The following is a 23,728-nucleotide window of genomic DNA, read 5'->3' as shown; positions in this document are numbered from 1 at the left end:
CGAGAAAGAGGAACGACGGACGAGGATGCCGCGGCAGCGGCCGGATCGACGCGTCGTCGCTCAGGTGCGGGAGATCGAGAGCTCGGCGAGGGTGAGGGCGGTGCGCGACGGGCGGGGACCGGCGCGCGGCGCGGCGACGGCGAGGCTCGCACGCGGGAGCCGGATGCCGGGGCCGCGCCGCAGCATCCGCACGAGCAGCACGAGGAGTGCGAGGAACCAGAGCACGACGAAGCCCGCCACCGCGGTGTGCGAGGAGGAGGCATCGACCGGTGCGGCCTCCTCGTGGTGCGACGCTCCGGTTCCGGCATCCGACGCGGAGGCCCCCGACGCCAGGCAGAGCGACGCGTGCACATCGGCCTCGCCGTGCGAGGTCGACCAGGCGCCCACGACCAGCAGCAGGGCGAGGCCCAGCGCGGTGAAGAGGGTGGTCAGCGACCGGGTCGACGTCATGGTGCGCGAAGTCTAACAAGCGGTCCTCTGCACCCGCCGGGCCACGTGTCCGTCGACCCGCTTACACTGGAGGGGTGGCGAGACTACTGATCATCGGCGGCTTCCTGGCCGCCGTGTTCTGGGTGTTCAGCATCGTCGACTGCGCAGTGCAGCCGCCGACGCGGCACCGTGGTGTGCGCAAGGGCATCTGGATCCTGATCGTCGTGCTCCTCCCCGTCATCGGCGGGGTCCTCTGGTTCGTGATCGGCCGACGCCGCAAGAACGACCCCGGTCCCGCGCGCGTGATCGCCCCCGACGACGACCCGATGTTCCTGCGCGGCATCAGCAAGACCGAGCAGGACGCCCGCATCGCTCGTCTCGAAGAAGAACTCGCACGCCTCGATGCCGAGACGGATGCCGCGAACGAGGCGCAGGTCGACGGCGACAACGACAGCGGCTCCACTCCCGGGGCGACGCCCGAGCCCCGCCCGTGACCCTTCCGCGTCCGGCCTCGTCGCCGGCGACGGATGCCGCGGCATCCCTCCTGGCCGATCTCGTCGCCCACGGCGTGCGCGACCTCGTGCTCTCGCCCGGTTCGCGCTCGCAGGCGCTCGCGCTCGCCGCGGTGCGTCTGGCCGACACCGGCGACCTGCGCGTGCACGTGCGCATCGACGAGCGGGTGGCCGGCTTCACAGCTCTCGGGCTCGCCCGCGAGACCGGCGTACCGGCGGCGGTGCTGTGCACCTCGGGCACGGCGGCCGCCAACCTGCTGCCGGCCGCGATGGAGGCGTTCCACGCCGGCGTCCCGCTGCTGCTGCTGACCGCCGATCGTCCGCCCGAGCTGCGCGGAATCGGCGCCAACCAGGCGACGACCCAGCCCGGCATGTTCGCACCCTGGGTGCGTGAGAGCGTCGACGCTCCGGTTCCCGGTGAGTCGGGGTCCGGGGACGACTGGTCGGGCCTCGCCGTCCGCGCGGTCGCGCTCGCGCTCGGCGCGGACGCCCCGCACGGCCTTCCCGGAGTCGCGGGCCCCGTGCATCTGAACCTGCCCGCGCGCGAGCCGCTGTCGGGCGAACCGGTCGTCACCCCCGTCACTCCCGGCGCAGCTCCGATGCCCGCACGGGGCGAGGCCGTCGTGCTCGCGCGCGGACCCCGTACGGTCGTGATCGCCGGAGCGGATGCCGGGCCTGATGCCGAGGAGATCGCCCACGCCGGGTCGTGGCCGCTGATCGCCGAGATCGTGTCGGGTGCCCGCTTCGGCCGTCATCTCGTGCACGGCTATCGCGCACTGTTGCGCCGCGCGGATCTCGGCGGCGCCGTCGAGCGTGCGGTCGTGCTCGGGCATCCCACCCTCAGCCGCGAGGTCGCGGGGCTCCTCGCACGGCCCGAGGTCGAGGTCATCGCGGTGCGGCATGGCGGCGAGGAGCTCGACCTGAACCACCGCTCGCGGCCCGCGGCATCCGTCGTCGTCGCCGCGCCGTCGAACGATGACGACCGTGCCGCCGATCGGACCTGGCTCGGAGCCTGGCTCGAGGCGTCCGCCGCGCAGGCCGTCGACCTCAGCGAGCGGGCTCCGGATCATGACGGCCTGGCGTCCGCCGATTCCGCGACCCGACGCGACGCCGTCAAGGCCGAGCTCGAAGCCGTGCGTCGACCGCTCGACCGCGAACTGCTGGTCGACGCGGTGTGGCGGGCGACGTGGCCGCACGACCGACTCGTGTTCGGGTCGTCGCGTCTCGTGCGCGTGGCCGACGCGGTGCTCGGTGGCAAGAAGATCCCCGTGCACGCCAACCGCGGTCTCGCGGGCATCGACGGCACGATCGCGACCGCGACCGGCATCGCCCTCGCGAGTCAGGCGGGGGGAGCGCCGGGCGTGACCCGGGTGCTGCTCGGCGACCTCACCCTGCTGCACGATGTGGGAGCACTGTTGCTGCCGCCAGACGAGACCGAGCCGCGTCTGCAGGTCATCGTCGGCAACGACGGCGGGGGCACGATCTTCGATGGACTCGAAGTGGCGCAGGTCGCCCCGGCCGCCGACCTCGACCGCGCGTTCTACACGCCGCACCAGGTGCGCCTCGAGCACCTCGCCGTCGCCTACGGCTGGGAGTACCAGCGCGTGACGACCCGCACCGCGCTCGACCAGGTGCTCACCCGCCCCGTCGGCGGCCGTCAGCTCATCGAGGTTCCGCTCGCGCGTTGAGGTGCCGCCCGCGGAGCGTCTCGCCCGCGGAGTGTCTCGTCCGCGGAGCCCCACCGCTCGCTGCCATACCCACCGACCGGTGCGAAATGTCGGTTCTGCCGCCCGGTGACCGACATTTCCCACCGATCGGTGCAGATCGAGACGTGCGCGGATGCCCGCGACTCGGCCATCATGAGCAGATGAACGCTCACCAGTGGACCGAGACCCTCCGCGTCGGCGACGGCTTCCGTCTCGACGACATCGACGCCGAGAGCACCCCCGGATATCACGGGCACAAAGCCGACGGCGCCCGCGACCTCGCCGAGGGACTGGTCGCGCTCAACGATCTGCAGGAGCGCCTGTTCGCCGAGAGTCGCACCGGCACAGCGACGGATGCCGTGCTGCTCGTGCTGCAGGCCATGGACTCGGCGGGCAAGGGCGGCATCGTGCGGCACGTCGTGGGCGGGGTCGACCCGCAGGGCGTCTCGCTCGCGGCGTTCAAGGCCCCGACCGACGAGGAGCGCGCGCACGACTTCCTCTGGCGCATCGAGAAGCGGCTGCCCGAGCCCGGGTTCATCGGCGTCTTCGACCGCTCGCACTACGAGGACGTGCTGATCGGGCGCGTGCGTGCCCTCGCGCCGCCCGAGGAGATCGATCGACGCTACGACGCGATCAACGCGTTCGAGGCGGATGCCGCGGCCTCCGGCATCCGCATCGTGAAGGTCATGCTGCACATCTCGCCCGAAGAGCAGAAGTCGCGGCTCATGGAACGTCTCGAGCGCCCCGACAAGCACTGGAAGTACAACCCCGGCGACGTCGACGAGCGGCTCGTCTGGCCCGAGTACATGCGGGCGTATCAGACGGTGTTCGAGCGCACCTCGACCGAGATCGCGCCCTGGCACGTCGTACCCGCGAACCGCAAATGGTACGCGCGCCTCGCGGTGCAGGAACTGCTGCTCGCGGCGCTGGAGGACATCGACCCGCAGTGGCCGGTCGCCGACTTCGACGTCGAGGTCGAGAAGAAGCGGCTCGCCGCGAGTTGAGCCCCGCGGGCGGCGCTGAGGCCCGTTCAGGCCAGGGCGTCGACCAGCGGGCGGAACTTCACCCGGGTCTCGAGCAGCTCCGACTCGGGGTCGGAGCCTGCGACGATGCCCGCGCCCGCATAAGCGGTCACGGCGATGTCGTCGTCGGTCGCGGTGAACTGGGCGCAGCGCAGCGCGATCGCCCACTCGCCGTTGCCCGCGGCATCCACCCATCCGACCGGGCCCGCGTAGCGCCCGCGGTCGAAGGGCTCCAGCTCGCGGATCACGCCGATGGCGATCGTCGTCGGGGTACCGGCCACGGCCGCGGTCGGATGCAGCGCCCCGACCAGGTCGAGCGCCGATTCGCCCTCGGCCAGCTCGCCCTCCACGTCGGTCGCGAGGTGGAACAGGTTCGGCAGCTTCAGCAGGAACGGCTGCTCGCTCGCCGCCAGCGCCCGGGTGTGCGGGCGCAGCGAGGCGAGCACGCTCTGCACCGCGTACTGATGTTCGTCGAGGTCCTTGGTGCTCGAAGCGAGGGCGGCCGAGACGGCGGTGTCGGCGTCGGCATCCGCTCCGCGACCCGCGGTGCCCGCGAGCACGCGCGCGGTGACCGTGCGCTCGTGCACCGTGACGAGGGTCTCGGGGCTCGCGCCGATCAATCCGTCGACCGCGAACGCCCAGGTGTCGGGGTATCCGGTCGACAGCGCGCGCACGAGACGGCGCAGGTCGGAGCCTGCGGGGATGCTGCCGGTGAGGTCGCGCGCGAGCACGACCTTGCTCAGCTCACCCGCGGCGATCCGGCCGAGCGCCTGGCGCACCGAGTCCTGGTAGCCCTGGGGCGTCTGCGCACCGGGGCCGACGGTGCCGGCCCAGTGCGGTCCGTACGGGTGATCCGCGACGGTGCTCGGGGCGACGGCATCCGCGTTCTCGTCGGCGTATCCGATGGTCGTACGCCAGAACCGGTCGCCGTGGCGTCCGATCACCTGCGAGGGGATGACCAGCACGCTGTCGCTCGACGAGCGCTCGTCGAACGCGAGGGCGCCGAAGGCGACGAGCCCGGTGCCGGGCAGGCCGACCGGGTCGTCGATGCGCGCGGTGGAGGCGAGGCGGCGCCAGGCGGTGGCGAGGGCGGCGCTGCGCAGGCCGTTCGCTCCGGCCGAGGCACGCAGCTCGCGCAGGGGCTCGCCGACGGCCACGATGCCGTCGCCGCGGCGCAGCCAGGCGAGGGGACGGGAGGGGGAGGCCGATGCCAGGAGGTCTTCGATCGGATCGATCTCTCGGGTCTCCACGACCAGCGCGCTGCTCACGGCTCCAGCCTAATCTCTGCGTTCTAGGCTGAGCGCATGAGCGATGCCCGTCCCGCCGTGGAAACCCCGATGATCGTGCAGTGGCGAAAGTGGGACGGGTCTCCGCACTGGCGCCACGAGAGCGTGTACCTCGGGGCGGATGCCTGGGGTGACTGGGTGGGGCAGCCCGCCGGATGGCGCAGCAGTCGTCCGGGGCGGGACTACCTCGCCGGCGGCCCGAACGTGACCCTGATTCCGCACCAGGGCGACTTCGCCCTGACGGTGAACCGGGGGCACTCGAAGGGCATGCGCATCTACGTCGATCTCGGTTGGGACGTGCGCTGGAGCGATGATCCGCTGCTCGCGACCGGCATCGACATGGATCTCGACGTCGTGCGCGTCGAGGGCGAGCGCGGCACCTGGGTCGACGACCGTGACGAGTGGGCAGAGCACAGCGCGCGCTACGGGTATCCGGCCGAGATCATGGTGCGACTGGAGGCGCTGGCGCTCGACCTCGAGGAGCGGGTGCGTGCCCGGGTCGCGCCCTTCGACGATGCGACCGCGGATCGATGGCTCGACCTGCTCGAGTCGTTCGACCTGCACGGGTTCGACCCTGTCAACCCGCAGAATGCGCACAGACCCGACGCCTAGACTGATCCGGTGACCTCGAACGACCCCCGCAGCGAGCCCAACCGCGCCGATCTCGGCAAGGACCCCGCGCGCGTCAGCGGCATGTTCGACCAGGTGGCGGCCGGGTACGACCGCACGAACACCGCCATGACCTTCGGCAACGACGTGCTGTGGCGAGCGGCGACGACGCGCGCCGTCGCGCCGAAGCCGGGGGAGCGCATCCTCGATCTGGGGGCGGGCACGGCGTCGTCGTCGGCATCCCTCGCCCGCAGCGGCGCCCGGGTGGTCGCCGCAGACTTCTCGCCGGGCATGCTCGCCGAGGGCGAGCGCCGCCACGGGTCGATGCGCAACCTCTCCTTCGTGCAGGCCGACGCCACCGCGCTGCCGTTCGGCGACGACGAGTTCGACGCCGTCACCATGTCGTACGCGCTGCGCAACGTCAACGACCCGAAGAAGGCGCTGCGCGAGCTGTTCCGCGTCACCAAGCCGGGCGGGCGTCTCGTGATCAACGAGTTCTCCACGCCGCCCGCTCCGCTCTTCCGCGGCGCCTACCGCTTCTACAACGCGCAGGTGCTGCCGCGCGTCGCCCGCGTCGCCGGCACCAACGGCGACGCCTACGACTACCTCAACGAGTCGATCGCGGCCTGGCCCGATCAGAAGCGCCTGGCCGAATGGATCCGCGAGGCCGGCTGGATCGACGTCGCGTACCGCAACCTCACCTTCGGGATCGTCGCCCTGCACCGGGCGCGAAAGCCCGCCTGAGACGACGGTAGGCTGACAACGTGACTTCGAGCCCCGTAGCCCCGGGATCGCGACTGGCGAGCCGTCTGGGTTTCAGCGACCGTGTCTTCATCGGTCCTGCGGCGCGGCGCGTCGCGCGCGCAATCGAAGACGGGCTCGAGCTCGTCGAGACCGGATTGGCCGAAGACGTGCGCGTCGCCGATCCCCTCGCCGACGCCGCGAGCCGGTACCTGTACGAGGCCGGGGGCAAGCGCATCCGTCCGGTGCTGACGCTCCTCGCCGCCCAGCTCGGCGACGGCAACACCGAGAAGGTGATCGACGTCGCCAAGGCGCTCGAGATCACGCACCTCGGCTCGCTCTACCACGACGACGTCATGGACGGAGCCGACCGCCGCCGCGGGGTTCCCGCCGCACACGCCGTGTGGGGAAACAACATCGCCATCCTCACCGGTGACATCCTCTTCTCGCGGGCCAGCCAGCTCATGTCGCGTCTCGGCGAACGGGCGATCCGCCTGCAGGCCGACACGTTCGAGCGTCTGGTTCTGGGGCAGATGCACGAGACGCTCGGCGCGCAGCCCGACGACGACCCCATCGAGTTCTACATCCAGGTGCTCGCCGACAAGACCGGCTCGCTGATCGCCGCCGCGACGCAGGGCGGGGTGATCTTCTCGAACGCGCCGAGCGAGTACGAGGAGCCGCTGCGGGTTTACGGCGAGAAGATCGGCGTGGCGTTCCAGCTGCTCGACGACGTCATCGACCTGTCGGCCAAGCCGGAGGACACCGGCAAGGTCCCCGGCACCGACCTGCGCGCGGGCGTGCCCACCATGCCGTACCTGCTGCTGAAGGCGCAGGACGATGCGGATGCCGCCGACCTCGCCGCCCGCATCGACGCAGGAGTCGTGCGCATCGCCGACGGCGAGGACCCCGCGATCCTCGACGGACCGCTCGCCGAGCTGCGCGACCACGCGGCGACGCAGAAGACCCTCGATCTCGCCCTGACGTGGACGCGCGACGCGATCGCCGCGCTCGCACCGCTGCCCCGGGGCACCGTGCGCGAGGCGCTGACGCGCTTCGCCGAGACCCTCGCCGAACGCTCCAGCTGACCGGCGCCGCGTCCGGACGGGCGCGGCTGCGCGGCTCACGCGACGGCATACGAAAGGACCTCCATGACCAAGCTCAGACTGGCCATCGTCGGTGCAGGACCCGCCGGGATCTACGCGGCCGACCTGCTGCTGAAGGCCGAGCGCAAGTTCGACGTCTCGATCGACCTGTTCGAGCAGCTGCCGGCGCCCTATGGACTGGTCCGCTACGGCGTCGCCCCCGATCACCCCCGCATCAAGGGCATCATCAACGCGCTGCGCGATGTGCTCGACCGCGGGGACATCCGCCTGTTCGGCAACGTGCGCTTCGGCGAGGACATCACCCTCGACGACCTCAAGAAGCACTACAACGCCGTGATCTTCGCGACCGGCGCGATCCGCGACACCTCTCTCGACATCCCCGGCATCGACGCGGTCGCCTCCTACGGTGCGGCCGACTACGTCAGCTGGTTCGACGGGCACCCCGACGTGCCGCGCGAGTGGCCGCTCGACGCGGCATCCGTCGCCGTGCTCGGCAACGGCAACGTCGCGCTCGACGTGTCGCGCATGCTCGCCAAGCACGCCGAGGACCTGCTCGTCACCGAGGTGCCCGAGAACGTCTACGAGGGCATGAAGTCCAGCGCGGTCACCGACGTGCACGTCTTCGGACGCCGGGGCCCGGCGCAGGTGAAGTTCACCCCGCTCGAGCTGCGCGAGCTCGGCGAGCTGCGCGACGTCGACATGGTCGTCTACGACGAGGACTTCGACTACGACGACGCCGCCAAGGATGCCGTCGCGAGCAACAAGCAGGTCATGGTCATCGACCGCATCCTGCAGTCGTGGCGCAAGCTCGACTCCGTCAACAACGCCGGCGGAACGGCATCCCGTCGCCTGCACCTGCACTTCTGGGCGCGCCCGGTCGAGGTGCGCACCGACGACACCGGTCGTGTCGCGGCGCTCGTCTACGAGCGCACCCAGCCCGACGGGCAGGGCGGCGCGATCGGCACCGGCGAGATGCGCGAGCTGCCGATCCAGGCGCTGTACCGCGCGATCGGCTACTTCGGCTCGCCGCTGCCCGGCGTGCCCTTCGACAAGAAGCACGGGGTGATCCCGAACCGCGAGGGGCAGGTGCTCGCGAAGGACTCGAACGAGAAGGTTCCCGGCATCTACGCGACCGGCTGGATCAAGCGCGGACCGGTCGGGCTCATCGGCCACACCAAGTCCGACGCGATGGAGACCGTGCGTCACATCATCAACGACCAGGGCTCGTGGTGGCACCCGGAGGACCCCTCGGAGGAGGCCATCCCGGCGCTGCTCGAGGAGCGCGACGTGAAGTGGACCGATCTCGACGGCTGGCACCGCCTCGACGAGCACGAGATCGCCCTGGGTGCTCCGCACGAGCGGGCGCGCGTCAAGGTCGTGCCGCGTGACGAGATGGTGCGCGTCTCCCGCGGGGAGTGAGTCGCCCTCGGATAGCCTGGCCGCATGGCTGACACCGGCTCCACGCACTGGATCCCCGACGTCCTCGGCGACGAGTTCGAGCAGCTGACGCTGCCGCTCGCCGACGACGACCAGGGCCCGGTCGTCGCGACCCTGGTGCGCGCGCTCCCGGCATCCGTCGGGTGGTGGGAGCGCCTGCGGGGACGGCTGCCGCTCCTGCACGATGTCGACGTGCTCTACGTGCACGGCTGGTCGGACTACTTCTTCCAGAAGCGTCTCGCACGGTTCTGGACCTCGCGCGGCGCGCGGTTCTTCGCGCTGGATCTGCGCAAGTACGGGCGCAGCCTGCGCGACGGGCAGACGCCCGGGTACGTGACCGATCTCGCGACCTACGACGAGGACATCGCCGCGGCGCTCGACGCGATGGGCCGGGGAGCGGATGCCGAGGCGTCGGCTCGGCGCCTCGTGCTGCTCGGACACTCGACAGGCGGGCTGACGCTGAGCCTCTGGGCGTCACGGCATCCGGGGATGGCGGATGCCGTGATCCTCAACAGTCCGTGGTTGGAGTTCCAGTTCGCGGCGGCGCGAGCGGCGATCGCGCCGATGGTCGAGCTGCAGGCGCGGCTGCGCCCGCTCGATGCTGCACCGCAGATCGATCTCGGCTTCTACAGTCGGGCGCAGGAGGCGGTGGCCGATCCCGACGACCCGATGGAGGTCGACCTCCGCTGGCGCCCGCAGCAGACCATGGCCGTGCACGCCGGCTGGTTGCACGCGATCCTCAGCGGCCACCGCACGGTCGCGGCGGGGTTGTCGATCACGGCACCGGTGTGCGTGCTGCTGTCGGCGCGATTCGCGTCGCCGACGCGGTGGTCCGACGAGCTCACGCGGGCGGATACCGTGCTCGTCGTCGAGGACATCGCCCGCGCCGCGCTGCGCCTCGGGCCGTCGGTCACCGTCGAGCGGATCGACGGTGCGCTGCACGACGTGTTCCTCTCGGCGCACGACGCACGCGAGGACGCGTATCGGCGGCTCGACCGCTGGGTGAGAGGGTGGCGAGCCGCCGGGTGACGCGGGCGGCGGTCCGCCCCGCTGACGTCAGACGTAGTACATGGCGCGGGCGAGACGCTCGGCGTCGTCGCCGTCTCCCCGTTCCACCGCATAGCGGAAGTCGGCGTAGACCTGCGTCATGTGCGCGCGGTCTTCGACGGGCACCACCCAGTTGCGGAGGTTGCGGAACAGCGCGATGCTCGAGTCGTTGACGAGGGCGCTGTGCTGGGGGTTGCCCGCGCGGTGCGTGAGGTACGAGAAGACCGCCCACCGGCCCTCGGACGTCTTCGCGGCATCATCGAGCGTGGTGTGCAGCCGCTCGACGAGTCCCGCCAGGTAGGCGCGCTCGACCTCGGTCAGTTTGGGCACGCCCATGCGCGCGGAGACGCCCGCCTGGTAGCCGGCGAACTCGAGCGTGCCGAGCACGATCTCGGGTGTGACGAGCGTGACCTCGGTGTAGCGGCTCGGATACATCGTGACCAGTCCCAGACGTTCGAGGCGCTGCAGGGCCTCGCGAACGGGCGTGCGCGAGACGTGGAGCTCGTCGGCGACGGTGACGTCGCGGATGCGGTGGCCCGGCTCCATCACCCCGTCGATGATCTGCTGGCCGATGTGGTGGAACACCTCGTCTGCGAGGAGCTGTTTTCCTTCGCCGATGTGTGTGGTTTCGATGCTGCTCATCGACTTACCCCCAGTAAGTTCGTCGGTTCACCACCGCCGGCGTCGCGCCTCCCGGTCGCGCGGTGCGCCTGCTGTCGTGCTTCCTGCTGTCTTCGGTTCTGCTGTGCTGCGCGAGCGCCCCATACGCTCCCGCAGGAAACTACATCATGCACCTGTGCGGTCGCCGTGCCTACCGTTCTTGCGGAGTTCTTGCGGCTGGCCTGCGCTGATGTCGCGGTGATGCGTCGCTCTGGTGCGTGTCCGTGGTCCGTGGAAAGCTCCGGGGATGGACGAGCTCACTCTGCGCCCCTGGGGTTCCGGCGACCTGCCGCTCCTGCACCGGGCCAATGCGCCCGCGATGACGTCGCACCTGAACGGCTCCGAGACCGATGCCCAGGTCGAGGAGCGCCACGCGCGCTACCTGCGCCTGAACGCCTCGGGCGAGGCGCACATGTCGGTGATCCTCGAGGGTGGGCTTCCGGTCGGGTCGATCGGCTTCTGGCCGGTGCGCTGGCGCGACACCGACGCGTGGGAGACGGGGTGGTTCGTGCTGCCCGAGGCGCAGGGTCGCGGGATCGCCGCACGCGCGGTCGCGCTGGTCGTGGCGCAGGCGCGGGCCGAGGCGGGGGAGCGGCGGATGCTCACGGCCTTCCCTGGCGTCGACAACGCCGCATCGAACGCCGTGTGCCGTCGCGCGGGATTCGCCCAGGTCGGATCGCTCGTCGAGGAGTTCCGCGGAGCGTCGCTCGAGATCAACGAGTGGGTGTACGACCTCGGGGAAGCGCCCTCCGGAAACGCGTGAAGCCCCGCCGGGGCGGGGCTTCACGAACGGGTGACGACGCGGTCAGCGGTAGTTGATGAACAGATAAACGTTAATTGGTTGCGGTTGAGCAGCCCACATTCCCCTGGAAAAACGCCGGGTAGGGTCGTGTGGGTGATTGTATGCAGTTGGGTATGACGGCCTGGTCTGCGGACTCCCTGCGGACTAAGGACGGTTGCCCTTGGAGATGAATGCTTCGAGGTCGTCGATGATGTCGTTCAGGTCGTCGACCATGGAGCCGGCGTCATCGGGATTCGCGAGCACATCTGCGTTGAGGCTGATGAGGTCGCCTCCGATGTCGTTGCTGTCATCGAACCAGATGTCCTGCTCGGGGACGAGGTGGCCAATCGCCTGAATGCCCGTGCTCAGCTCGGTGGAAGTGGTCGAGTCGTCTAGTCCTCTTGCCCACTCGATTCCGTCGTCGATGGTCGCGATGTCAGATGCGCCCACAGCGACCTCCTGAGTGGCCTCTGCGGGCGGGACCGGCTCCTCTGCGGTTGCCAGTGCAAGCGGACAGGATAAGCGCGCCAGAGAGTGCTAGAGCCGCTGCTGAGGCACGGTGACGATTCATGCGGCGAGCATATCGGCAAGGGGGGTGGGTTCAACACACACCCTTGGCGGGGCGCGTCCGCCGCCGTGGACACCCTCGGGGGGTATGGATGTTCTGCGTATCTGAGAAGCCGTATACGTCCGTTTCCCCGACCTAATCAGGTCAGTGACGTAACTAGGACCTGAGGCTTCACCGCTAGCGAGATCGAACCAGGAGCCTCGTGGGCGTTGACGTATCGGATCACGTCGGCCGACTGGAACCACTCTTCGAAGTGCGAGTGGCCGTGGTCCCCCATTGTCGGCTCGATGAGCACGAAGGGATGCACGCGCGCGCTCGACGCGATTCGAACTCGATGAGTAGCCGGGGCGACATCGTTCCGAGTGAGGAACAGTCCGCGGTCGTCGGCAGCCTCGCTCGAGCCGAGATGTGTGAGTCCCTCGTGGGTCGTTGTGAGCCCGCCGAGCGAGGTCGTGCTGTGAAACCAATGTGCCTTCAACACGTCCTGTGAGTGATCCAAGAAGCCGATGGCATCATGCAGGACAAGTGGTTCGAATTCGTGAACAGGGCGCTCGTGCGGCACCTCGCACTCGTAACGATCGCGATGCCACCGGGGAGGCAGGACGCGGGGTGCACGGTGGCCCTCCTTGCATTTCAGTCCCCAGTAGCCATCTTCGGCGACCTCGATGCTGTCCCGTGGGGCCAGGCTGGAGGTCCAAGGGTCGAAGAACATCAGACGCGCGTCGGTCGGAGTGTGATTCACACCTGAATGCTAGTGAAGCCGACGTTCTACTCGAGCATCGATTCGACGTTTGACATCGCGCGAGTGAGTCGGTCAAGGTGCGTAGGGCTCTTGTATGAGCGAGTCATCGCGCGCGTGGAATGTCCGACTAGCTCGACGATGAGCTCCTCGGGGATATCTGCGGCGTAGAGCAGGTCAACTGCTGCATGTCTCAAATCGTGAAGTCGAACGTGCCGGTCCTCGCCGAGGATCTCGCGTTGCACCGCTGGCCATAGGCGAGTCTCCATGTTTGGGTCGATCGGACGGCCCTTGCGGGTGAACACAAGGCCCCAGGGATTCGGCTCCATCGTCTCGAGATGGTGCTGCATCATCTCTCTCAACGGACTGATCAGCGGAACTGTCCTCCACCCTGCTTTAGATTTCGGGCGGGTGAGGAAGAACCCGCCATAGAGGTGCCTGTAATCGAAGTCGGGAGGTGCGATCGGACGCCCGGTTTCACCGCGACGAAGGGTCTGTAGTTGCCAGCTGATATCGATATGAGCACCGACCCGATCAGTTTCGAGGCCGACTACTTCGCCCCGTCGTGCGCCAGTCAGGATGTAGGTCATCCACTTGAGCCCATCGGGTCTTGTCTTCAGCACCCCAAGAAGATGGCGGACCTCAGTTGTGGTCGGCACGTCAAGATCAGGGCGTGCCGGTCGCGGCTGTTCGACTAGACGTACCGGGTTGCGGGTAATCTCCTCCTCCCGCACCGCGACATCGAAGGCTCGCGCGGCAATGGTGTGGATGTTGCGGACTGTCGTGGGGGAGTGGCCCTCGCGCACCGTGTGCTGCATTCGACGAATGTCTGCGGCGCGGATCGACGCTAATGGGGTGTTCGCACCGAGCGCCGGCACGATATGGGTCTTCACGGCGCTTCGATACCCATCAGCCGTCCTTGGGCGAAGGTGCGGGTAGACGCACTCGGCGACCCAGTAGTCGAACCACTCGCCGACTGTCGTTCCGCTACCGCTCGGGTAGGAATCCGGATCTGGCAGATCCGTGCCGCCACGAGCACGCTCAAACTCCCGCAGACGAGCAAGCGCATCCTGGCGACTCTTGAAACGGTACGTCTTGCGGCGCCTCTTCCCATCCGCTGCCGGCAGCGGAACTACTACCGTCCAGTAACCCCGTTGGTCGCGGAACAGCGAGCCCGATCCTTTTGCGCGACGGTTTGTCATGCGTGGAATCTCGGCTTAGGTCTTCTCGATGCCGACGTGCACGCCGAAGGAATCTGCTGGCACCTCGAGGCTGATCGCGATCACGTCCCGGGCCATGACCTCGATCTCGTCGACCGTGCGCGCCTGCGTGAACAGGCCAAGCTCTGGGATCTCCACGAACCAGAGGTTGCCGTCACGTCGCGCCTTCGCCTCGTACACGTTCATGCGCTGAGCCTAGTCATCACCGTCACTGTTTGACGCGTCAGATGCATTCCAGATCAGTTCGACTCTGTTGGCGCTACCCTCTCGACTTCCCTTGCGCCCTGGCGCCAGCCGATGCACGACGGGAGTGACTACGCGGCGGATCACCCTGCGTTTTTCTGCGATATCGAGGGACTCCCACGTCGCGGCGCGGTCGCTCGATCGCAGGAGTAGTGCGATGCTCGGGTCAATAGGAAGCGAGTTCTGCAAGGCGCGTCGTGCGCGCTGGATGATTGGCCGCACTCGAGCCTCTTGGTCAAGTAAGAGGTCGACGCGTCGAACAGCAGCCGCCTCCGCCCGAACCTCCTCAAGGTAGTTCTCGCTCTCGGAGATCGTCGCCAGCAAGGTCGCTCTACGGGCGAGGCTCTCCGTATCCACGGGATCGGGTGTGAGAAAGAGATCGGGTTGCGTCATCCGAGCGAAAAGCTGCTCAAGTACCGTGTTTTCCAGAAACGATGCTCGGATGCTGGCGTGCCATCCTTTGGCGTCGGAGCCTCGTGGAATCCCTGGTATTCCGTAGCAGAAGTAGTACAGAACCGTGCCCTCGCCAGCGGAACCGCTGACCTGTCGCCCACGGGGCTGGGAATTCCATGACCTTAATGGCTGTCGACACACCCCACATTGCGCGATGTTCGACAAGAGGTGTTTCGCCGTGTGATCCCGCGGACCCTTGCGACTTGGCCCCTCCATGATGAGTTGCAGTTGTTGCCAGTCCGTAAACGCTATGAGCGCATCCCACATGCCATCGCCGACAATCTCGCCCTTGTAGTCGCGTTTGCCGGCGTATGCCGGAATACGCAACATCTGCTTCACGATGGACGGTGTCCAAGCGGCTGCCTCGTGTGAAGGCAGACGCCGTGAACCCCGAGTGGGAACCGGGCGGGCGTTGAAGTCGCGAGCGATCTGGTAGAAGGAGTCCCCCTCGAGCACGCGGCGCGCCGCCTCAACCACGACCGGCGCCTCTTCCGGGTGCGGCTCCACTCGGAGCAGTTCTCGCGTGAACTCGTCGTACACGCGGAGATAGCCGTAGATGTTCCTTCCGTGCGGGCGCCCAGCATCGGCTGAAGCCCGAGCGCTTCGTCGGCGCCGCTCAGACGTCTTATCAGACTCGTACTCCGCGTCCACAGCGTCTTCCAAGAGGCTACGACGATCGCGGGCGTTGGCTGGATCGTAGATGCGGTTATGCGTGGTGACCCAGATCCGCACGTTGCGCTCCCGGCAGAGGTCAACGAGATCTACCCACTCACCGACTCGACGCGACCCACGGCTCGATTCCCAGATCGCAAGAACGTCTGCGTCAAATTCGTCAGCCTCGAGGTCAGTCACCAGCCGCTTGAAGTCCTCACGTTCCTTCTTGGCGTACCGGCTCGCACTCCTGTCAGCATCCCTGTACGGCGGGAGATCGTGAAGCCGCCACCCCTGCTCCTCGATCGACTTCTTGTTTTCACTGTGCTGTTGGTCGGGGCTTCGCCCCGTGCCGTGCACATCCCTTGAGACTCGCAGGTATTCGCGAACTGTGAGCTGTTTCATCCGCCAAGCAGACACCCGTGGCCGAGGGTTCGCAATGCGCGACGTCGGAGCCGAGACATACAATCGAATCTCTCGGCCGGAGGAAGGAGCAGCCGGCTATGGGGAACCCTGGCGCCACACTGTCTGCCTATCGCGACATGCAATCGCAGGCCCGATCGATCCTTGAGGCCGCGAAGCGCGGCCCACTGCAGAGCCTCACCGATCGTGAACTCGACATCCGCGAGCAACCGGTCACGATCTACCCGCGGCCAGCGACGGTGCGCGTATGGGTGCGGTTCGGATCAGAGGCGATTCGAGTCGACGCAAAGGTGATGCGATCCACCCCCCTCGCGGCTGGGATCGAGTTCAAGGCCGGCGAGCAGACATTTCGTTGCTGGGTATGGGGCAACGCCGTTACTTTGGCTGGGCAACCGTCATAGTCGAAGCGAGCGTGGTCCAGACCCAGTGCTCAGTCAGACGCCAGGGCGGACCTCGAACTTGACATCACTGACATGCGTCGCTCCCACGGTAAGCGAGAACTTGTAGCGTCCCGGAGTCAGTGGAAGGTTGTTGAATCGGGCTGCCACAGGCAACTCGAGTTCGACTCCAGGGGTGATCCCGGGAGGGCGGCCAACCTCGAACTCTCCTCGCATCTCGACCGGTGCACCATCGAAACGCACTTCGTCACCGTCCTCCGTGAGAAGTTGCAGAAGCAATCGACGACGCCGATTTGCCTCATCCCACGGGACGTAGACAATTCCAGCGACGCTGATATCTGCGGGCACTACGAGGTTGAGTGTGCTCCAGCCTCCACCCATGATGTAGAGCTTGCCACCCACTGCCTCGGCGAAGTCAGCGAGAACGATGAATCCTCGCACTACGCGACTTCCCGGACTTGATCCGCTCGCCAGCTCGTACTGTAAAGCGCGGAAGAGGTCCAACCTGAAGACAGCAAAATCTCATTACTCCAGGTCTCCATGAGAACTTGAATGTCTAGAAGGTCATCATCAATCTGGCGGACAATGCCCAGCGCGGTGTGGCCTTCGAGGTCATCGAGTTCGACAGACTGCCCGACCTGGGCAACTGCTGTCCCTTCGAGCACGTCGTCGAACGTGACAGTGACTATGTCGTCGTGAGTCATACTCTGGAAGTCTGCAGATAGTCGCATGATCTTTCTCCTTGTGTTGAAGCTTAGAGCCCCGTGAAGACTCGCACTAGCTCTTCCCACGAGTCTTCAAGGAGATCGCTAGGAAGTAGCAGCGTGTAGTGAGGTGCTTTACCTGTCGCTACGAGCGAGAACCCGCTGGAATTTAGCTCGGCGACAGTCGTGAAAGAGTGATGTGAGATGTTCGATAGGACGGCTGACATGTCGATGATCTCGTGGGGAGTAGCGCCGGCCGACGCTGCGACAGAGATCGCCGCAACGCCATGAACCTTCAAACAACGGTTGAAGGAGCGGATCGTGGGCTCCCACTCGAACGACCCTCCGCGGACAACGAAGTCTCCCGGGGAAAGTGGCGCTTCTTCGCGGTACGGAAGAGGTCGCGTCACGATGCGACCATAGCACCCAACGCAAACATCGAACCGAGCGGGGTGCCCCAACCCCTCAAACTACAGATGTGTTGGGGCGGAGGGGGTCCGTACTGTGGACACCCCTCGGGGAAAGGTTGTAGTCGCTGTTACTCAGGCTCTCAAGTAGAGAGACGTTCCGGCATTTGACTACAGGAAGACCGCTCGCCGCTCGCCCAAGGGCTTCGACAGCGGTGTCTGTTCACTCAGTGCCTGGAGCGCCAGTCCGCCGGCGATGACGGGAGATGCATCGGCACCGTCAACACCGATCAGCTTCCAGCCCTTGCCGTCGTCGAAGGTGGATCGGGTTATGTTTGCTGCCGCCGCGTCGAGGCGCGGGTCTGCGTGTACCAGTCGCCCCTCGCGATTCGCGCGCACAATCCCATCACAAGCCATCGTGAGGCCGCGGGAAGTGACTGCGATCACTCGTTTCGTCGATTCGGTGTCTCGGACTCCGGCTGTTTGGAGATCCGCAGTGAGGTCTCCGGTCCTGAGCGGGTCGAATGCGACAACGACGTATGACGTGCCCTCTCGCAGCTCGGCCATACGGCCCGCGATCCATTCGAGTCCGGGTGCAGCGTCGATCACCCGTAGGCCTACCTTGTAGCCATCGAGCGGCACAGCCTCAAGCAGTGTGGTCATCTCCGCGTTATAGGTGCAGTCGATGCCGAAGACACGAACCGGGCCTCGAAGACGGGTGTAACGCCAATCACGGTCGGGCCACTCGCTCTCCGGGATCGAGCCGGCAAGCCACTGTGGTTCGTCGAGCGCCAATACCGCGTCACCGGATCGGCCCCACTCACCTAGTCTTTCGCGGCGGAAGACGTCGGGTCGTGCCTGCAGAGCCTGCAGCTCATCGCGGATCTTGTCCTCTCGAATGACCGTGCCGAGCGACGGGTTAGTCTTTGCCCAGACAACGGGATCGTTGAGCAGATCTTCAGGGTCGCAGGACCACTCTGACCATGCGAGACGATCATCGCCGTCCGCGTAAGCTGCGGCGCGTGTGTCGGCGAAGACCTCCCCCTTGCGTGAGTACGGGGGCGTGCCTGTGAGGATAAGTTGCGTGCGTGCAGCACCTTGACCGGAGAGCGTGGGCATCATCGCGCCCATGGTCAGATACTCGAGTTCTTGCGCCTCGTCACAGATGATTGTGCGGAAGCCCAGACCGCGAGTGGCGGACTTCGACCGTGCGGAGAACTTCACCTCCGAGCCGTTGTGGAACGTGACCTTCTCCTGACCGTTCGCCGTGCGGATCGTCGCCACGACTGCAGACAACGCGGGAGTCCCTTCGAGAATCGCGCGAAAGCGGGCGAAGGACTCCTGCATCGTCCGCACCTCGTGAGCCGTCCACAGGACGCGTTCGCCGAGCAAGACCGTTTTCGCGAGGGTCACGACCTCGAGGATGACGCCTTTTCCGTTCTGTCTGCCCACAGCAAGGCCGTACCGTGATGCGGCCCACTCCTGGTTTTCGGTCTGGCCGAGGATCGTGCGCACCTCCGCGGCCTGCCACGGCAGCAGAGTGATGCCGGCGGCTTCTGCGAGCTCAATCGCCTCATCTGCGGTTCGCGGATCGGCGACGACGGGGACAACGGAGAACGTCGGCGTCTGGACCCCGCTCATCGGGCGCCTCGAGCCGAACGACGAGCCAGAAGGTCGTCGACGGGCGAAGACTGGGCGCCATCGCCCGACAAGCTTCGAAGAGCCGCTTCGATGTCGAGCATGCAGCGAGCGAGTGTGCCGGTCTCGCGCGCTGACTCTGTCTCGTCAAGACGGGCCGCGACGATCTCCCGCAGCATCTTCAACCGCGCTGCGGCATCGTTCGGGTTCTGCTCGATCGCTTTCAGCATCGAACGTGGTGACGTGGTTTCCATATCGACCTCACTTCTAGGTTTTAGGTCCGCTTGGTGGCGGAAGGCTCCCGGAGGTATCGCCAAAGCCGAGGGAGCGGGGACTGGGGGCGTGGGGAGGGGGTGGGTGGCCTATGCGCTTCGGAAGGCGTGTGTGGCTGTCTGGGTGCCTTCAATGGCTCGTCCGGGCAGTGGTTCGCCTGCACCGTCGAGGGGCCACCAGTAACCGTTGACTGGTGTCAGGTTGGGCTTGTTGGGTTTGGTTCGTGGCGCCCCTTTCGCGCCGGCGCTGCGGTTGCAGATGGCGTGGGTGGGAGCGGCGTTGTCGAGGGTGTCGTGTCCGCCTTGTGCGTGCGGTGTGATGTGGTCGACGTCGAGTGCGAGGGGTCGTTGGGCTCCAAGGAGCCAGTAGGCGCCCTGGGCTTTCGCGTCGCGGTCGGCTTCTGCGCGTGTGCGGTAGTCGATGGGGCCGCGCGCGCCGTTGCAGAGGTGGCAGGGAGTGTTGTTGGTGCGGCCTTGTGCGCGGATGATGGCGGTGATTTTCCGCCATTGGGTTGTGCCGGTGCGGCTCATTGACTGTGCTCCTGTCTGCGGGCGTTCCTCTCGGCGCGGGATTGGCGTAGTGGTTGTCACCTGCCCGGATCGCTTGCGCGTTGTTGCGAGCGATCCGGGCGTTGGTGCGGGTTAAGCGGCTCTGTAGAGCTTCCCGTTCGACGGATCGACGAGAACGGCCTTCGCCCCAGAGGGGGCACCAGTCGGCAACGCATCCAGAACGATGGTGGGTGCCGAGATGCGGGCCTGAGCGGTCGTAACCGAGATCGCGGCCCCTGTCGAGCGCAGCCAGGCCGTGGACGTGTTCACGGAGATGTCCGCAGCTCCACCCGGCAGCAGACCGATGGCCGACGTGCCGCCCGTAAGCCCTACAGCCACCTTCGCCCCGTTCGATAGAACGAGTTCACCGTCCTGCAGCCACGCGGACCCGACGGTGATCTTGTTGGGTTCGACGGTGACATTCCCGGCGGTGACCTTTCCCCCGCCCGTGAGGGTCATGTTCCCTTGCTGTGTGGTGTTTCCGGTCTGGGTGACGTTGCCGGTGATCGTTCCTGGCCCCTCGAGCCGCCACGGCCCGGTCCATCGGAACTCGCCGTTGCCGATGAGCTGGCCTATCACCTGCACGGTTCCACCTGAGTCGACAAGCAGCAGTCCGCCGATGAACCGCAGCCGGCCATTTGTTACGGATGAGTTTTCAAGGGGACGCGCGTTTTGCAAACGGCGCACCTCACGTTGCAGATTGCGGATCTCTCGATACGGGTCGGATAGATCGTTGACCATGTGTTTCCTCCTGGTAGTTGTTCGCTAGGTATACGAAGGGCCGGCGCGGTGCCCGATGCGGGTACCTGCTGCCGGCCCTATCGCCGCTCCCGGGGTGATTAGATCGCCCACACCCCGTTGTTACTGACGCTCACAGCGCTCCTCGGCCTGTTTGCTTTCTCAACAATCGCCGCGGGTTTCGATGCGGTCGTGTCCTTGAACTCGCCCGTGATCTGCAGAGTGATCTCCGTTGCCGGGGTGACTGCGATGAGGAGGTCGTCCGTGGGTGAGAGCCAGCCACCCTTGCGGGACTGGATCATCGCCGCCTCTCCCAGCACTCTTGCTTCCTCGTCGGGCAGTTCGAAGACGTGGGAACCGATCGTGACGACACCCATCAGTCGATGACCGACCCGTACGCCATAGATCGGCTGAGGACGTGACGAATGTCGTTGAGCGAGGTGTTCAGTGCGCTGATGTCATTGACGACGCCAGCGGAGGCGGGGTAGCTCTTGCCGACCTCATCGATCGCATTCGGCCAGCCGGCGTCGAGTGACCGCCGCAGAATCGCGTTGGTCATTGACCGGTCTCCGCTGCGCACGCTGCGTTCGATGAGACGCAGCGCTTCAGCTTCGTCCTTGATGTTGTCGGCTCGATCCTGAGCATCTCGTTCCGCGATGATGTCACTCGACGAGATAGTCGACCCGAACAGCACTCGCTGCGATGACTCGAGCTTCTCGTTGATCAGGCGCAGTTCCTCCGCGAAGTGCCGAAATACGAGCGTCGGCGCGAGCCTTCGAATCCTTGATCAGCTCCTGCTTGCCCTGGAGGCTCAAGCTCTTGTCGTTGTGGACGGAGTCGCGAAGATTGCTGTGCGCTGCCCGAACTGCTGATGCTTCCGAACGCAGCCCGTCGAGCTTGCTTTCGAGGTAGTCAAGTGCCATTGGTTTTCTCCTTAGTTGTTCATGTGGTCTGGGCACTGGTTGGTCCATGTGCCGTTGGTGTTGGTGGATGTCCACCCGTCTTGGTGTGCGTGTTGGATGAGCTGGAAGTTCGCGATCCGGTCCGTTGAGGCGAATGCCGCGTCGCACGAGTCGCAGAGCACCGCTTTGCGGATCGTCACGTCGCCTCCTGTTTGGTCGTCCAGTCGCGTGTGGGCTGGCGGTGACCTGATGCTTCGAGTTGCGAGTAGTAGCGGGAGAGTTCGCTGGCGAATGCGATGGGGTTGTCCCAGGCGTTCGACATCGCTCGAAGGTTGAGTGGTTTCGGGGCTGCAGCGCCCATGTTCTTCCTCCTGTCGTTGTTGTTATGCGAGTCGGTCGGCGTCCCGCAGGAAGCCGTAGTCGAAGACGCTCGCGGGGTCGCCTGCTGATTCCGCGAACTCTTTGCCGACGTCGCTGAGTTCCTCGTACTCGGGATCGCCGGCCTGCGGGTAGTGGATGTCGTCGGGTCTGCCGAGTTCCTTCAGGTAGCCGCGGATTCTCTGCGTGGCTTCGTCGCGGGTGAGCTTCCTCCACCGTTGAAGTTGAAGGTCGTTTGGCACCCCACCCCCTGTTTGGTAGCCCAGGTGGATCGCGAGGTCTTTCAGGTAGGCGACTTGCTTCTCGGTCGCGAGATCTGGGTGTGGGTTGTCGAATGAGAATCGATCTGACCCGCTTTCCGCGAAAGTGGGTGTCACATCTTGTTGTTGGATCTTCTTAAGGTGGATCTTCTTAGGGCGACTCGGAGTCTGTGCCCCCTGCGACTCGGAGTCTGTGGGCACAGACTCGGAGTCTGTGGGTAGGGCGGTGTCTTCCACGCCCACCGACTCGGAGTCTGTGGTCTTCGTACGCCTTGGGATTCGCCTGCCTCGAGCGCTGTCGCCCCACAGGAACCCCGGCTTCTCGTTCGCCAAGGCGACCGTGTAGACGTTGGGCAGGTTCTCCGTCAGTGTGCTCCGCCGACGCACCTGGATCATTCCCTTGGCCTCGAGCTGTGGAATGACGCGTTCGACGGTCTTCCGGGATATGCGGGCTCGGTCCGCGATCGTCGTCATGCCGGGAAAGCATGTGCCCGTCTTCGGGTCACGGAACCTCAGCAGGACGATGTAGACGGCGAACTCGTGTGCGGTCAGGTCCGCGTCGTCGATCAGCCAGTTTGGGACTTTGACGAATCCATCTGTCTTTGCCATCCGTCACCACCCTTCGCCTGCTGTCGACGATTCGCGATCAGGGCTTGTGCTTCTCGGAACTCCCGCATCCTTCGTTGTGCGGCTGTCTCCCTTTTGTTGTCGGTCATCTGGTCCCCCCTCTCGGGGTGTTGTCTTCAGTTGAAATGGAGCGCCTCCCCTCATCAGGCCGGTGATGAGGGGAGGCGTGTCCTAGTGGTCGATGACGTCAGTGCTGCTTAGGCCATAGCCGGATCAGGAACGTTCTCGCGCTTCTCGCGGTACTCGACCATCAGTTGCTTGTGGAGCTTCTCGAGAGCTCTCATCTCACGAACGAGACGGTTCTTCTCTTCCTTCACACGCGACCACTGTCGGCAGACCTCAATCGCCTCGTCGCATCGATCGCAGTTGGGAGCACCAGGAAGGTCTGCTCGGCCTGATGTGCCGACCTGAACGGTGGGGACGAAAATGTCACCACAGAAGGTCTTGATCGGCGTTCCCTCGATCATCGCCAACTGCAGATCGCCGCTCTTCACGCGGTGGTTCGTCGTAGCCATCAGATGTCCAGGGCCCGGAGCTGCTCGTCGACACATACGGCCCTGCGCAGCAACTTCGGTTCGGCCCGCAACAATCCGGCGGCGGTGATGAGATCCTTGGCGACGTCGAGCATCCATCGAACGGCATCGCTTGCCGTGTTGAAGTCGTTCTCCGCAGGGAGATAGACATTCGGGGCGCCAGCGTCATCAATTCGCACCTCGCCCGTCTGCAACAACTTGCCGCAGCCGTACAGTTCGACGACACCGACCTCGGCGGAGAACGAGAAGATCGTGTCTTCCACTTCGCACTCGATCGTGGAGAAGTCGATCTCTTCCGTCCAGGACGGCACCGCGGCAGAGATCTCCGGGTGGGCCTGCAGGAATGCGGCGGCGTACTCCTCGAACCCCTCATCCAGGCGGGCGCGGGGCGGGGTCGCCTGATTACTCCCCACCCCGTCACCCAACAAGGTGCGCTCAGCGGGCGAATCTGCAATCATGGTCTTACCAGTCATTTTCGGATCCCTTCGAATTGACATCGCCCTCACCCTGGCCGGTGGGGGCTTTTTTCTTATGTGCGCGGATCGAATTACCTCTCCGCGATGGTGCGAACACGACGTGCCTGCCGATTAGTTCGAGCAACAAGGCGGAGTTCATGATGAAAACCTCTTGGTTGTTCAGGCAGACGCTGATGTCTTGGCCCGTCAACAACTCGACGACGCGATTACCCGTGG

30 protein-coding genes are annotated in these 23,728 nt (G+C 66.1%); 9 read left to right on the top strand and 21 right to left on the bottom strand.

What is annotated here, in order from left to right:
• Positions 1-60 precede the first annotated feature (60 nt).
• Positions 61-450 (bottom strand): hypothetical protein, encoded by a 390-nt coding sequence (locus tag ACZ5Y9_RS14580; protein WP_247625199.1) that lies wholly within the window; start codon positions 448-450, stop codon positions 61-63.
• A gap of 74 nt (positions 451-524) precedes the next feature.
• Between ACZ5Y9_RS14580 and ACZ5Y9_RS14575 the strand changes: the two genes are divergently transcribed.
• The 3 genes from ACZ5Y9_RS14575 to ACZ5Y9_RS14565 all read left to right on the top strand — a co-directional run bounded on the left by ACZ5Y9_RS14575 (position 525) and on the right by ACZ5Y9_RS14565 (position 3,651).
• Positions 525-923 carry a PLD nuclease N-terminal domain-containing protein gene (locus ACZ5Y9_RS14575; RefSeq protein WP_247625198.1) on the top strand — a complete coding sequence of 133 codons (399 nt, stop codon included), beginning with the start codon at positions 525-527 and terminating at the stop codon, positions 921-923.
• A complete protein-coding gene (gene menD, locus ACZ5Y9_RS14570) occupies positions 920-2,629 on the top strand; it encodes a 2-succinyl-5-enolpyruvyl-6-hydroxy-3-cyclohexene-1-carboxylic-acid synthase (RefSeq protein WP_464471644.1) in 1,710 nt (569 codons plus the stop codon). Before ACZ5Y9_RS14575 ends, menD begins: the two co-directional genes overlap by 4 nt.
• Before the next feature lie 179 nt (positions 2,630-2,808).
• A complete protein-coding gene (locus ACZ5Y9_RS14565; protein ID WP_464471643.1) occupies positions 2,809-3,651 on the top strand; it encodes a polyphosphate kinase 2 family protein in 843 nt (280 codons plus the stop codon).
• Between the two features lie 26 nt (positions 3,652-3,677).
• On the opposite strand, the gene ACZ5Y9_RS14560 is transcribed toward ACZ5Y9_RS14565, so the two are convergent.
• Positions 3,678-4,937, bottom strand: a complete 1,260-nt coding sequence (locus tag ACZ5Y9_RS14560) for an isochorismate synthase (RefSeq protein ID WP_440747491.1) — start codon at positions 4,935-4,937, stop codon at positions 3,678-3,680.
• Positions 4,938-4,973: 36 nt separating this feature from the next.
• On the opposite strand from ACZ5Y9_RS14560, the gene ACZ5Y9_RS14555 reads away from it, so the two are divergent.
• The 5 genes from ACZ5Y9_RS14555 to ACZ5Y9_RS14535 all read left to right on the top strand — a co-directional run bounded on the left by ACZ5Y9_RS14555 (position 4,974) and on the right by ACZ5Y9_RS14535 (position 9,874).
• Complete coding sequence (locus ACZ5Y9_RS14555; RefSeq protein WP_464471642.1) at positions 4,974-5,567, top strand: DUF402 domain-containing protein; 594 nt, start codon at positions 4,974-4,976, stop codon at positions 5,565-5,567.
• An 81-nt stretch (positions 5,568-5,648) separates the two neighbouring features.
• Positions 5,649-6,308, top strand: coding sequence for a class I SAM-dependent methyltransferase (locus ACZ5Y9_RS14550; protein WP_247625279.1), 660 nt, complete (start codon positions 5,649-5,651; stop codon positions 6,306-6,308).
• A 20-nt stretch (positions 6,309-6,328) separates the two neighbouring features.
• On the top strand, positions 6,329-7,390 hold the full coding sequence (locus tag ACZ5Y9_RS14545; protein WP_404598192.1) for a polyprenyl synthetase family protein: 1,062 nt from the start codon (positions 6,329-6,331) through the stop codon (positions 7,388-7,390).
• Between the two features lie 63 nt (positions 7,391-7,453).
• A complete protein-coding gene (locus ACZ5Y9_RS14540) occupies positions 7,454-8,827 on the top strand; it encodes an FAD-dependent oxidoreductase (protein ID WP_247625192.1) in 1,374 nt (457 codons plus the stop codon).
• A gap of 24 nt (positions 8,828-8,851) precedes the next feature.
• Positions 8,852-9,874, top strand: coding sequence for an alpha/beta hydrolase (locus ACZ5Y9_RS14535; RefSeq protein ID WP_464471641.1), 1,023 nt, complete (start codon positions 8,852-8,854; stop codon positions 9,872-9,874).
• A 27-nt stretch (positions 9,875-9,901) separates the two neighbouring features.
• Here the strand turns inward: ACZ5Y9_RS14535 and ACZ5Y9_RS14530 are convergent, their stop codons facing one another.
• The gene (locus tag ACZ5Y9_RS14530; protein WP_247625190.1) at positions 9,902-10,534 is read right to left on the bottom strand and encodes a GntR family transcriptional regulator; all 633 of its coding nucleotides are present in this window, start codon (positions 10,532-10,534) and stop codon (positions 9,902-9,904) included.
• Between the two features lie 265 nt (positions 10,535-10,799).
• Here ACZ5Y9_RS14530 and ACZ5Y9_RS14525 point away from each other — a divergent pair, with 265 nt between their 5' ends.
• Positions 10,800-11,315: a GNAT family N-acetyltransferase gene (locus tag ACZ5Y9_RS14525; protein ID WP_464471640.1), complete on the top strand. Its 516-nt coding sequence runs from the start codon at positions 10,800-10,802 to the stop codon at positions 11,313-11,315.
• A gap of 183 nt (positions 11,316-11,498) precedes the next feature.
• Here ACZ5Y9_RS14525 and ACZ5Y9_RS14520 read toward each other — a convergent pair whose 3' ends face one another.
• The 18 genes from ACZ5Y9_RS14520 to ACZ5Y9_RS14435 all read right to left on the bottom strand — a co-directional run bounded on the left by ACZ5Y9_RS14520 (position 11,499) and on the right by ACZ5Y9_RS14435 (position 23,509).
• Complete coding sequence (locus ACZ5Y9_RS14520; protein WP_464471639.1) at positions 11,499-11,783, bottom strand: hypothetical protein; 285 nt, start codon at positions 11,781-11,783, stop codon at positions 11,499-11,501.
• 257 nt (positions 11,784-12,040) lie between these two features.
• Positions 12,041-12,643 carry a hypothetical protein gene (locus ACZ5Y9_RS14515; protein WP_464471638.1) on the bottom strand — a complete coding sequence of 201 codons (603 nt, stop codon included), beginning with the start codon at positions 12,641-12,643 and terminating at the stop codon, positions 12,041-12,043.
• Positions 12,644-12,669: 26 nt separating this feature from the next.
• Positions 12,670-13,842: a tyrosine-type recombinase/integrase gene (locus ACZ5Y9_RS14510; RefSeq protein WP_464471637.1), complete on the bottom strand. Its 1,173-nt coding sequence runs from the start codon at positions 13,840-13,842 to the stop codon at positions 12,670-12,672.
• Positions 13,843-13,857: 15 nt separating this feature from the next.
• Positions 13,858-14,046 (bottom strand): hypothetical protein, encoded by a 189-nt coding sequence (locus ACZ5Y9_RS14505; protein WP_464471636.1) that lies wholly within the window; start codon positions 14,044-14,046, stop codon positions 13,858-13,860.
• A 9-nt stretch (positions 14,047-14,055) separates the two neighbouring features.
• Positions 14,056-15,612 (bottom strand): recombinase family protein, encoded by a 1,557-nt coding sequence (locus ACZ5Y9_RS14500; RefSeq protein ID WP_464471635.1) that lies wholly within the window; start codon positions 15,610-15,612, stop codon positions 14,056-14,058.
• Positions 15,613-16,064: 452 nt separating this feature from the next.
• On the bottom strand, positions 16,065-16,469 hold the full coding sequence (locus tag ACZ5Y9_RS14495) for a DUF6941 family protein (protein WP_464471634.1): 405 nt from the start codon (positions 16,467-16,469) through the stop codon (positions 16,065-16,067).
• The gene (locus ACZ5Y9_RS14490; RefSeq protein WP_464471633.1) at positions 16,469-16,732 is read right to left on the bottom strand and encodes a hypothetical protein; all 264 of its coding nucleotides are present in this window, start codon (positions 16,730-16,732) and stop codon (positions 16,469-16,471) included. Before ACZ5Y9_RS14490 ends, ACZ5Y9_RS14495 begins: the two co-directional genes overlap by 1 nt.
• A 578-nt stretch (positions 16,733-17,310) precedes the next feature.
• Entirely contained in the window at positions 17,311-18,780 is a 1,470-nt protein-coding gene (locus tag ACZ5Y9_RS14485) for a hypothetical protein (protein ID WP_464471632.1), read from the bottom strand.
• On the bottom strand, positions 18,777-19,031 hold the full coding sequence (locus ACZ5Y9_RS14480; protein ID WP_464471631.1) for a hypothetical protein: 255 nt from the start codon (positions 19,029-19,031) through the stop codon (positions 18,777-18,779). Before ACZ5Y9_RS14480 ends, ACZ5Y9_RS14485 begins: the two co-directional genes overlap by 4 nt.
• 108 nt (positions 19,032-19,139) lie before the next feature.
• Positions 19,140-19,580 (bottom strand): HNH endonuclease, encoded by a 441-nt coding sequence (locus tag ACZ5Y9_RS14475; RefSeq protein ID WP_464471630.1) that lies wholly within the window; start codon positions 19,578-19,580, stop codon positions 19,140-19,142.
• A 111-nt stretch (positions 19,581-19,691) separates the two neighbouring features.
• Positions 19,692-20,339, bottom strand: coding sequence for a hypothetical protein (locus ACZ5Y9_RS14470; RefSeq protein WP_464471629.1), 648 nt, complete (start codon positions 20,337-20,339; stop codon positions 19,692-19,694).
• A 98-nt stretch (positions 20,340-20,437) separates the two neighbouring features.
• Complete coding sequence (locus ACZ5Y9_RS14465; protein ID WP_464471628.1) at positions 20,438-20,713, bottom strand: hypothetical protein; 276 nt, start codon at positions 20,711-20,713, stop codon at positions 20,438-20,440.
• Positions 20,713-21,030 (bottom strand): hypothetical protein, encoded by a 318-nt coding sequence (locus ACZ5Y9_RS14460; protein WP_464471627.1) that lies wholly within the window; start codon positions 21,028-21,030, stop codon positions 20,713-20,715. The genes ACZ5Y9_RS14465 and ACZ5Y9_RS14460 overlap by 1 nt, the downstream gene beginning before the upstream one ends.
• A complete protein-coding gene (locus ACZ5Y9_RS14455) occupies positions 20,999-21,259 on the bottom strand; it encodes a hypothetical protein (RefSeq protein WP_464471626.1) in 261 nt (86 codons plus the stop codon). Before ACZ5Y9_RS14455 ends, ACZ5Y9_RS14460 begins: the two co-directional genes overlap by 32 nt.
• 175 nt (positions 21,260-21,434) lie before the next feature.
• A complete protein-coding gene (locus ACZ5Y9_RS14450) occupies positions 21,435-21,599 on the bottom strand; it encodes a hypothetical protein (RefSeq protein WP_464471625.1) in 165 nt (54 codons plus the stop codon).
• 22 nt (positions 21,600-21,621) lie between these two features.
• Positions 21,622-22,485, bottom strand: coding sequence for a helix-turn-helix domain-containing protein (locus ACZ5Y9_RS14445; RefSeq protein ID WP_464471624.1), 864 nt, complete (start codon positions 22,483-22,485; stop codon positions 21,622-21,624).
• A gap of 215 nt (positions 22,486-22,700) precedes the next feature.
• Positions 22,701-23,018, bottom strand: coding sequence for a DUF3039 domain-containing protein (locus tag ACZ5Y9_RS14440; RefSeq protein ID WP_464471623.1), 318 nt, complete (start codon positions 23,016-23,018; stop codon positions 22,701-22,703).
• Positions 23,018-23,509: a hypothetical protein gene (locus ACZ5Y9_RS14435; protein ID WP_464471622.1), complete on the bottom strand. Its 492-nt coding sequence runs from the start codon at positions 23,507-23,509 to the stop codon at positions 23,018-23,020. Before ACZ5Y9_RS14435 ends, ACZ5Y9_RS14440 begins: the two co-directional genes overlap by 1 nt.
• Between the last annotated feature and the right edge of the window lie 219 nt (positions 23,510-23,728).

Source organism: Microbacterium sp. T3-8, from assembly GCF_055398145.1.
The sequence above is the reverse complement of the archived record's forward strand: the minus strand, read 5'-3'. Positions and strand labels throughout refer to the sequence as shown.

Coding starts and splice junctions, on each gene's coding strand:
- ACZ5Y9_RS14555 (WP_464471642.1), top strand. CDS start 4,974: ATGAGCGATGCCCGTCCCGCCGTGGAAACCCCGATGATCGTGCAGTGG.
- ACZ5Y9_RS14580 (WP_247625199.1), bottom strand. CDS start 450: ATGACGTCGACCCGGTCGCTGACCACCCTCTTCACCGCGCTGGGCCTC.
- ACZ5Y9_RS14470 (WP_464471629.1), bottom strand. CDS start 20,339: ATGGTCAACGATCTATCCGACCCGTATCGAGAGATCCGCAATCTGCAA.
- ACZ5Y9_RS14510 (WP_464471637.1), bottom strand. CDS start 13,842: ATGACAAACCGTCGCGCAAAAGGATCGGGCTCGCTGTTCCGCGACCAA.
- ACZ5Y9_RS14525 (WP_464471640.1), top strand. CDS start 10,800: ATGGACGAGCTCACTCTGCGCCCCTGGGGTTCCGGCGACCTGCCGCTC.
- ACZ5Y9_RS14440 (WP_464471623.1), bottom strand. CDS start 23,018: ATGGCTACGACGAACCACCGCGTGAAGAGCGGCGATCTGCAGTTGGCG.
- ACZ5Y9_RS14505 (WP_464471636.1), bottom strand. CDS start 14,046: ATGAACGTGTACGAGGCGAAGGCGCGACGTGACGGCAACCTCTGGTTC.
- ACZ5Y9_RS14475 (WP_464471630.1), bottom strand. CDS start 19,580: ATGAGCCGCACCGGCACAACCCAATGGCGGAAAATCACCGCCATCATC.
- ACZ5Y9_RS14480 (WP_464471631.1), bottom strand. CDS start 19,031: ATGGAAACCACGTCACCACGTTCGATGCTGAAAGCGATCGAGCAGAAC.
- ACZ5Y9_RS14535 (WP_464471641.1), top strand. CDS start 8,852: ATGGCTGACACCGGCTCCACGCACTGGATCCCCGACGTCCTCGGCGAC.
- ACZ5Y9_RS14485 (WP_464471632.1), bottom strand. CDS start 18,780: ATGAGCGGGGTCCAGACGCCGACGTTCTCCGTTGTCCCCGTCGTCGCC.
- ACZ5Y9_RS14540 (WP_247625192.1), top strand. CDS start 7,454: ATGACCAAGCTCAGACTGGCCATCGTCGGTGCAGGACCCGCCGGGATC.
- ACZ5Y9_RS14490 (WP_464471633.1), bottom strand. CDS start 16,732: ATGACTCACGACGACATAGTCACTGTCACGTTCGACGACGTGCTCGAA.
- ACZ5Y9_RS14435 (WP_464471622.1), bottom strand. CDS start 23,509: ATGACTGGTAAGACCATGATTGCAGATTCGCCCGCTGAGCGCACCTTG.
- ACZ5Y9_RS14550 (WP_247625279.1), top strand. CDS start 5,649: ATGTTCGACCAGGTGGCGGCCGGGTACGACCGCACGAACACCGCCATG.
- ACZ5Y9_RS14455 (WP_464471626.1), bottom strand. CDS start 21,259: ATGGCACTTGACTACCTCGAAAGCAAGCTCGACGGGCTGCGTTCGGAA.
- ACZ5Y9_RS14465 (WP_464471628.1), bottom strand. CDS start 20,713: ATGGGTGTCGTCACGATCGGTTCCCACGTCTTCGAACTGCCCGACGAG.
- ACZ5Y9_RS14500 (WP_464471635.1), bottom strand. CDS start 15,612: ATGAAACAGCTCACAGTTCGCGAATACCTGCGAGTCTCAAGGGATGTG.
- ACZ5Y9_RS14445 (WP_464471624.1), bottom strand. CDS start 22,485: ATGGCAAAGACAGATGGATTCGTCAAAGTCCCAAACTGGCTGATCGAC.
- ACZ5Y9_RS14530 (WP_247625190.1), bottom strand. CDS start 10,534: ATGAGCAGCATCGAAACCACACACATCGGCGAAGGAAAACAGCTCCTC.
- ACZ5Y9_RS14450 (WP_464471625.1), bottom strand. CDS start 21,599: ATGGGCGCTGCAGCCCCGAAACCACTCAACCTTCGAGCGATGTCGAAC.
- ACZ5Y9_RS14565 (WP_464471643.1), top strand. CDS start 2,809: ATGAACGCTCACCAGTGGACCGAGACCCTCCGCGTCGGCGACGGCTTC.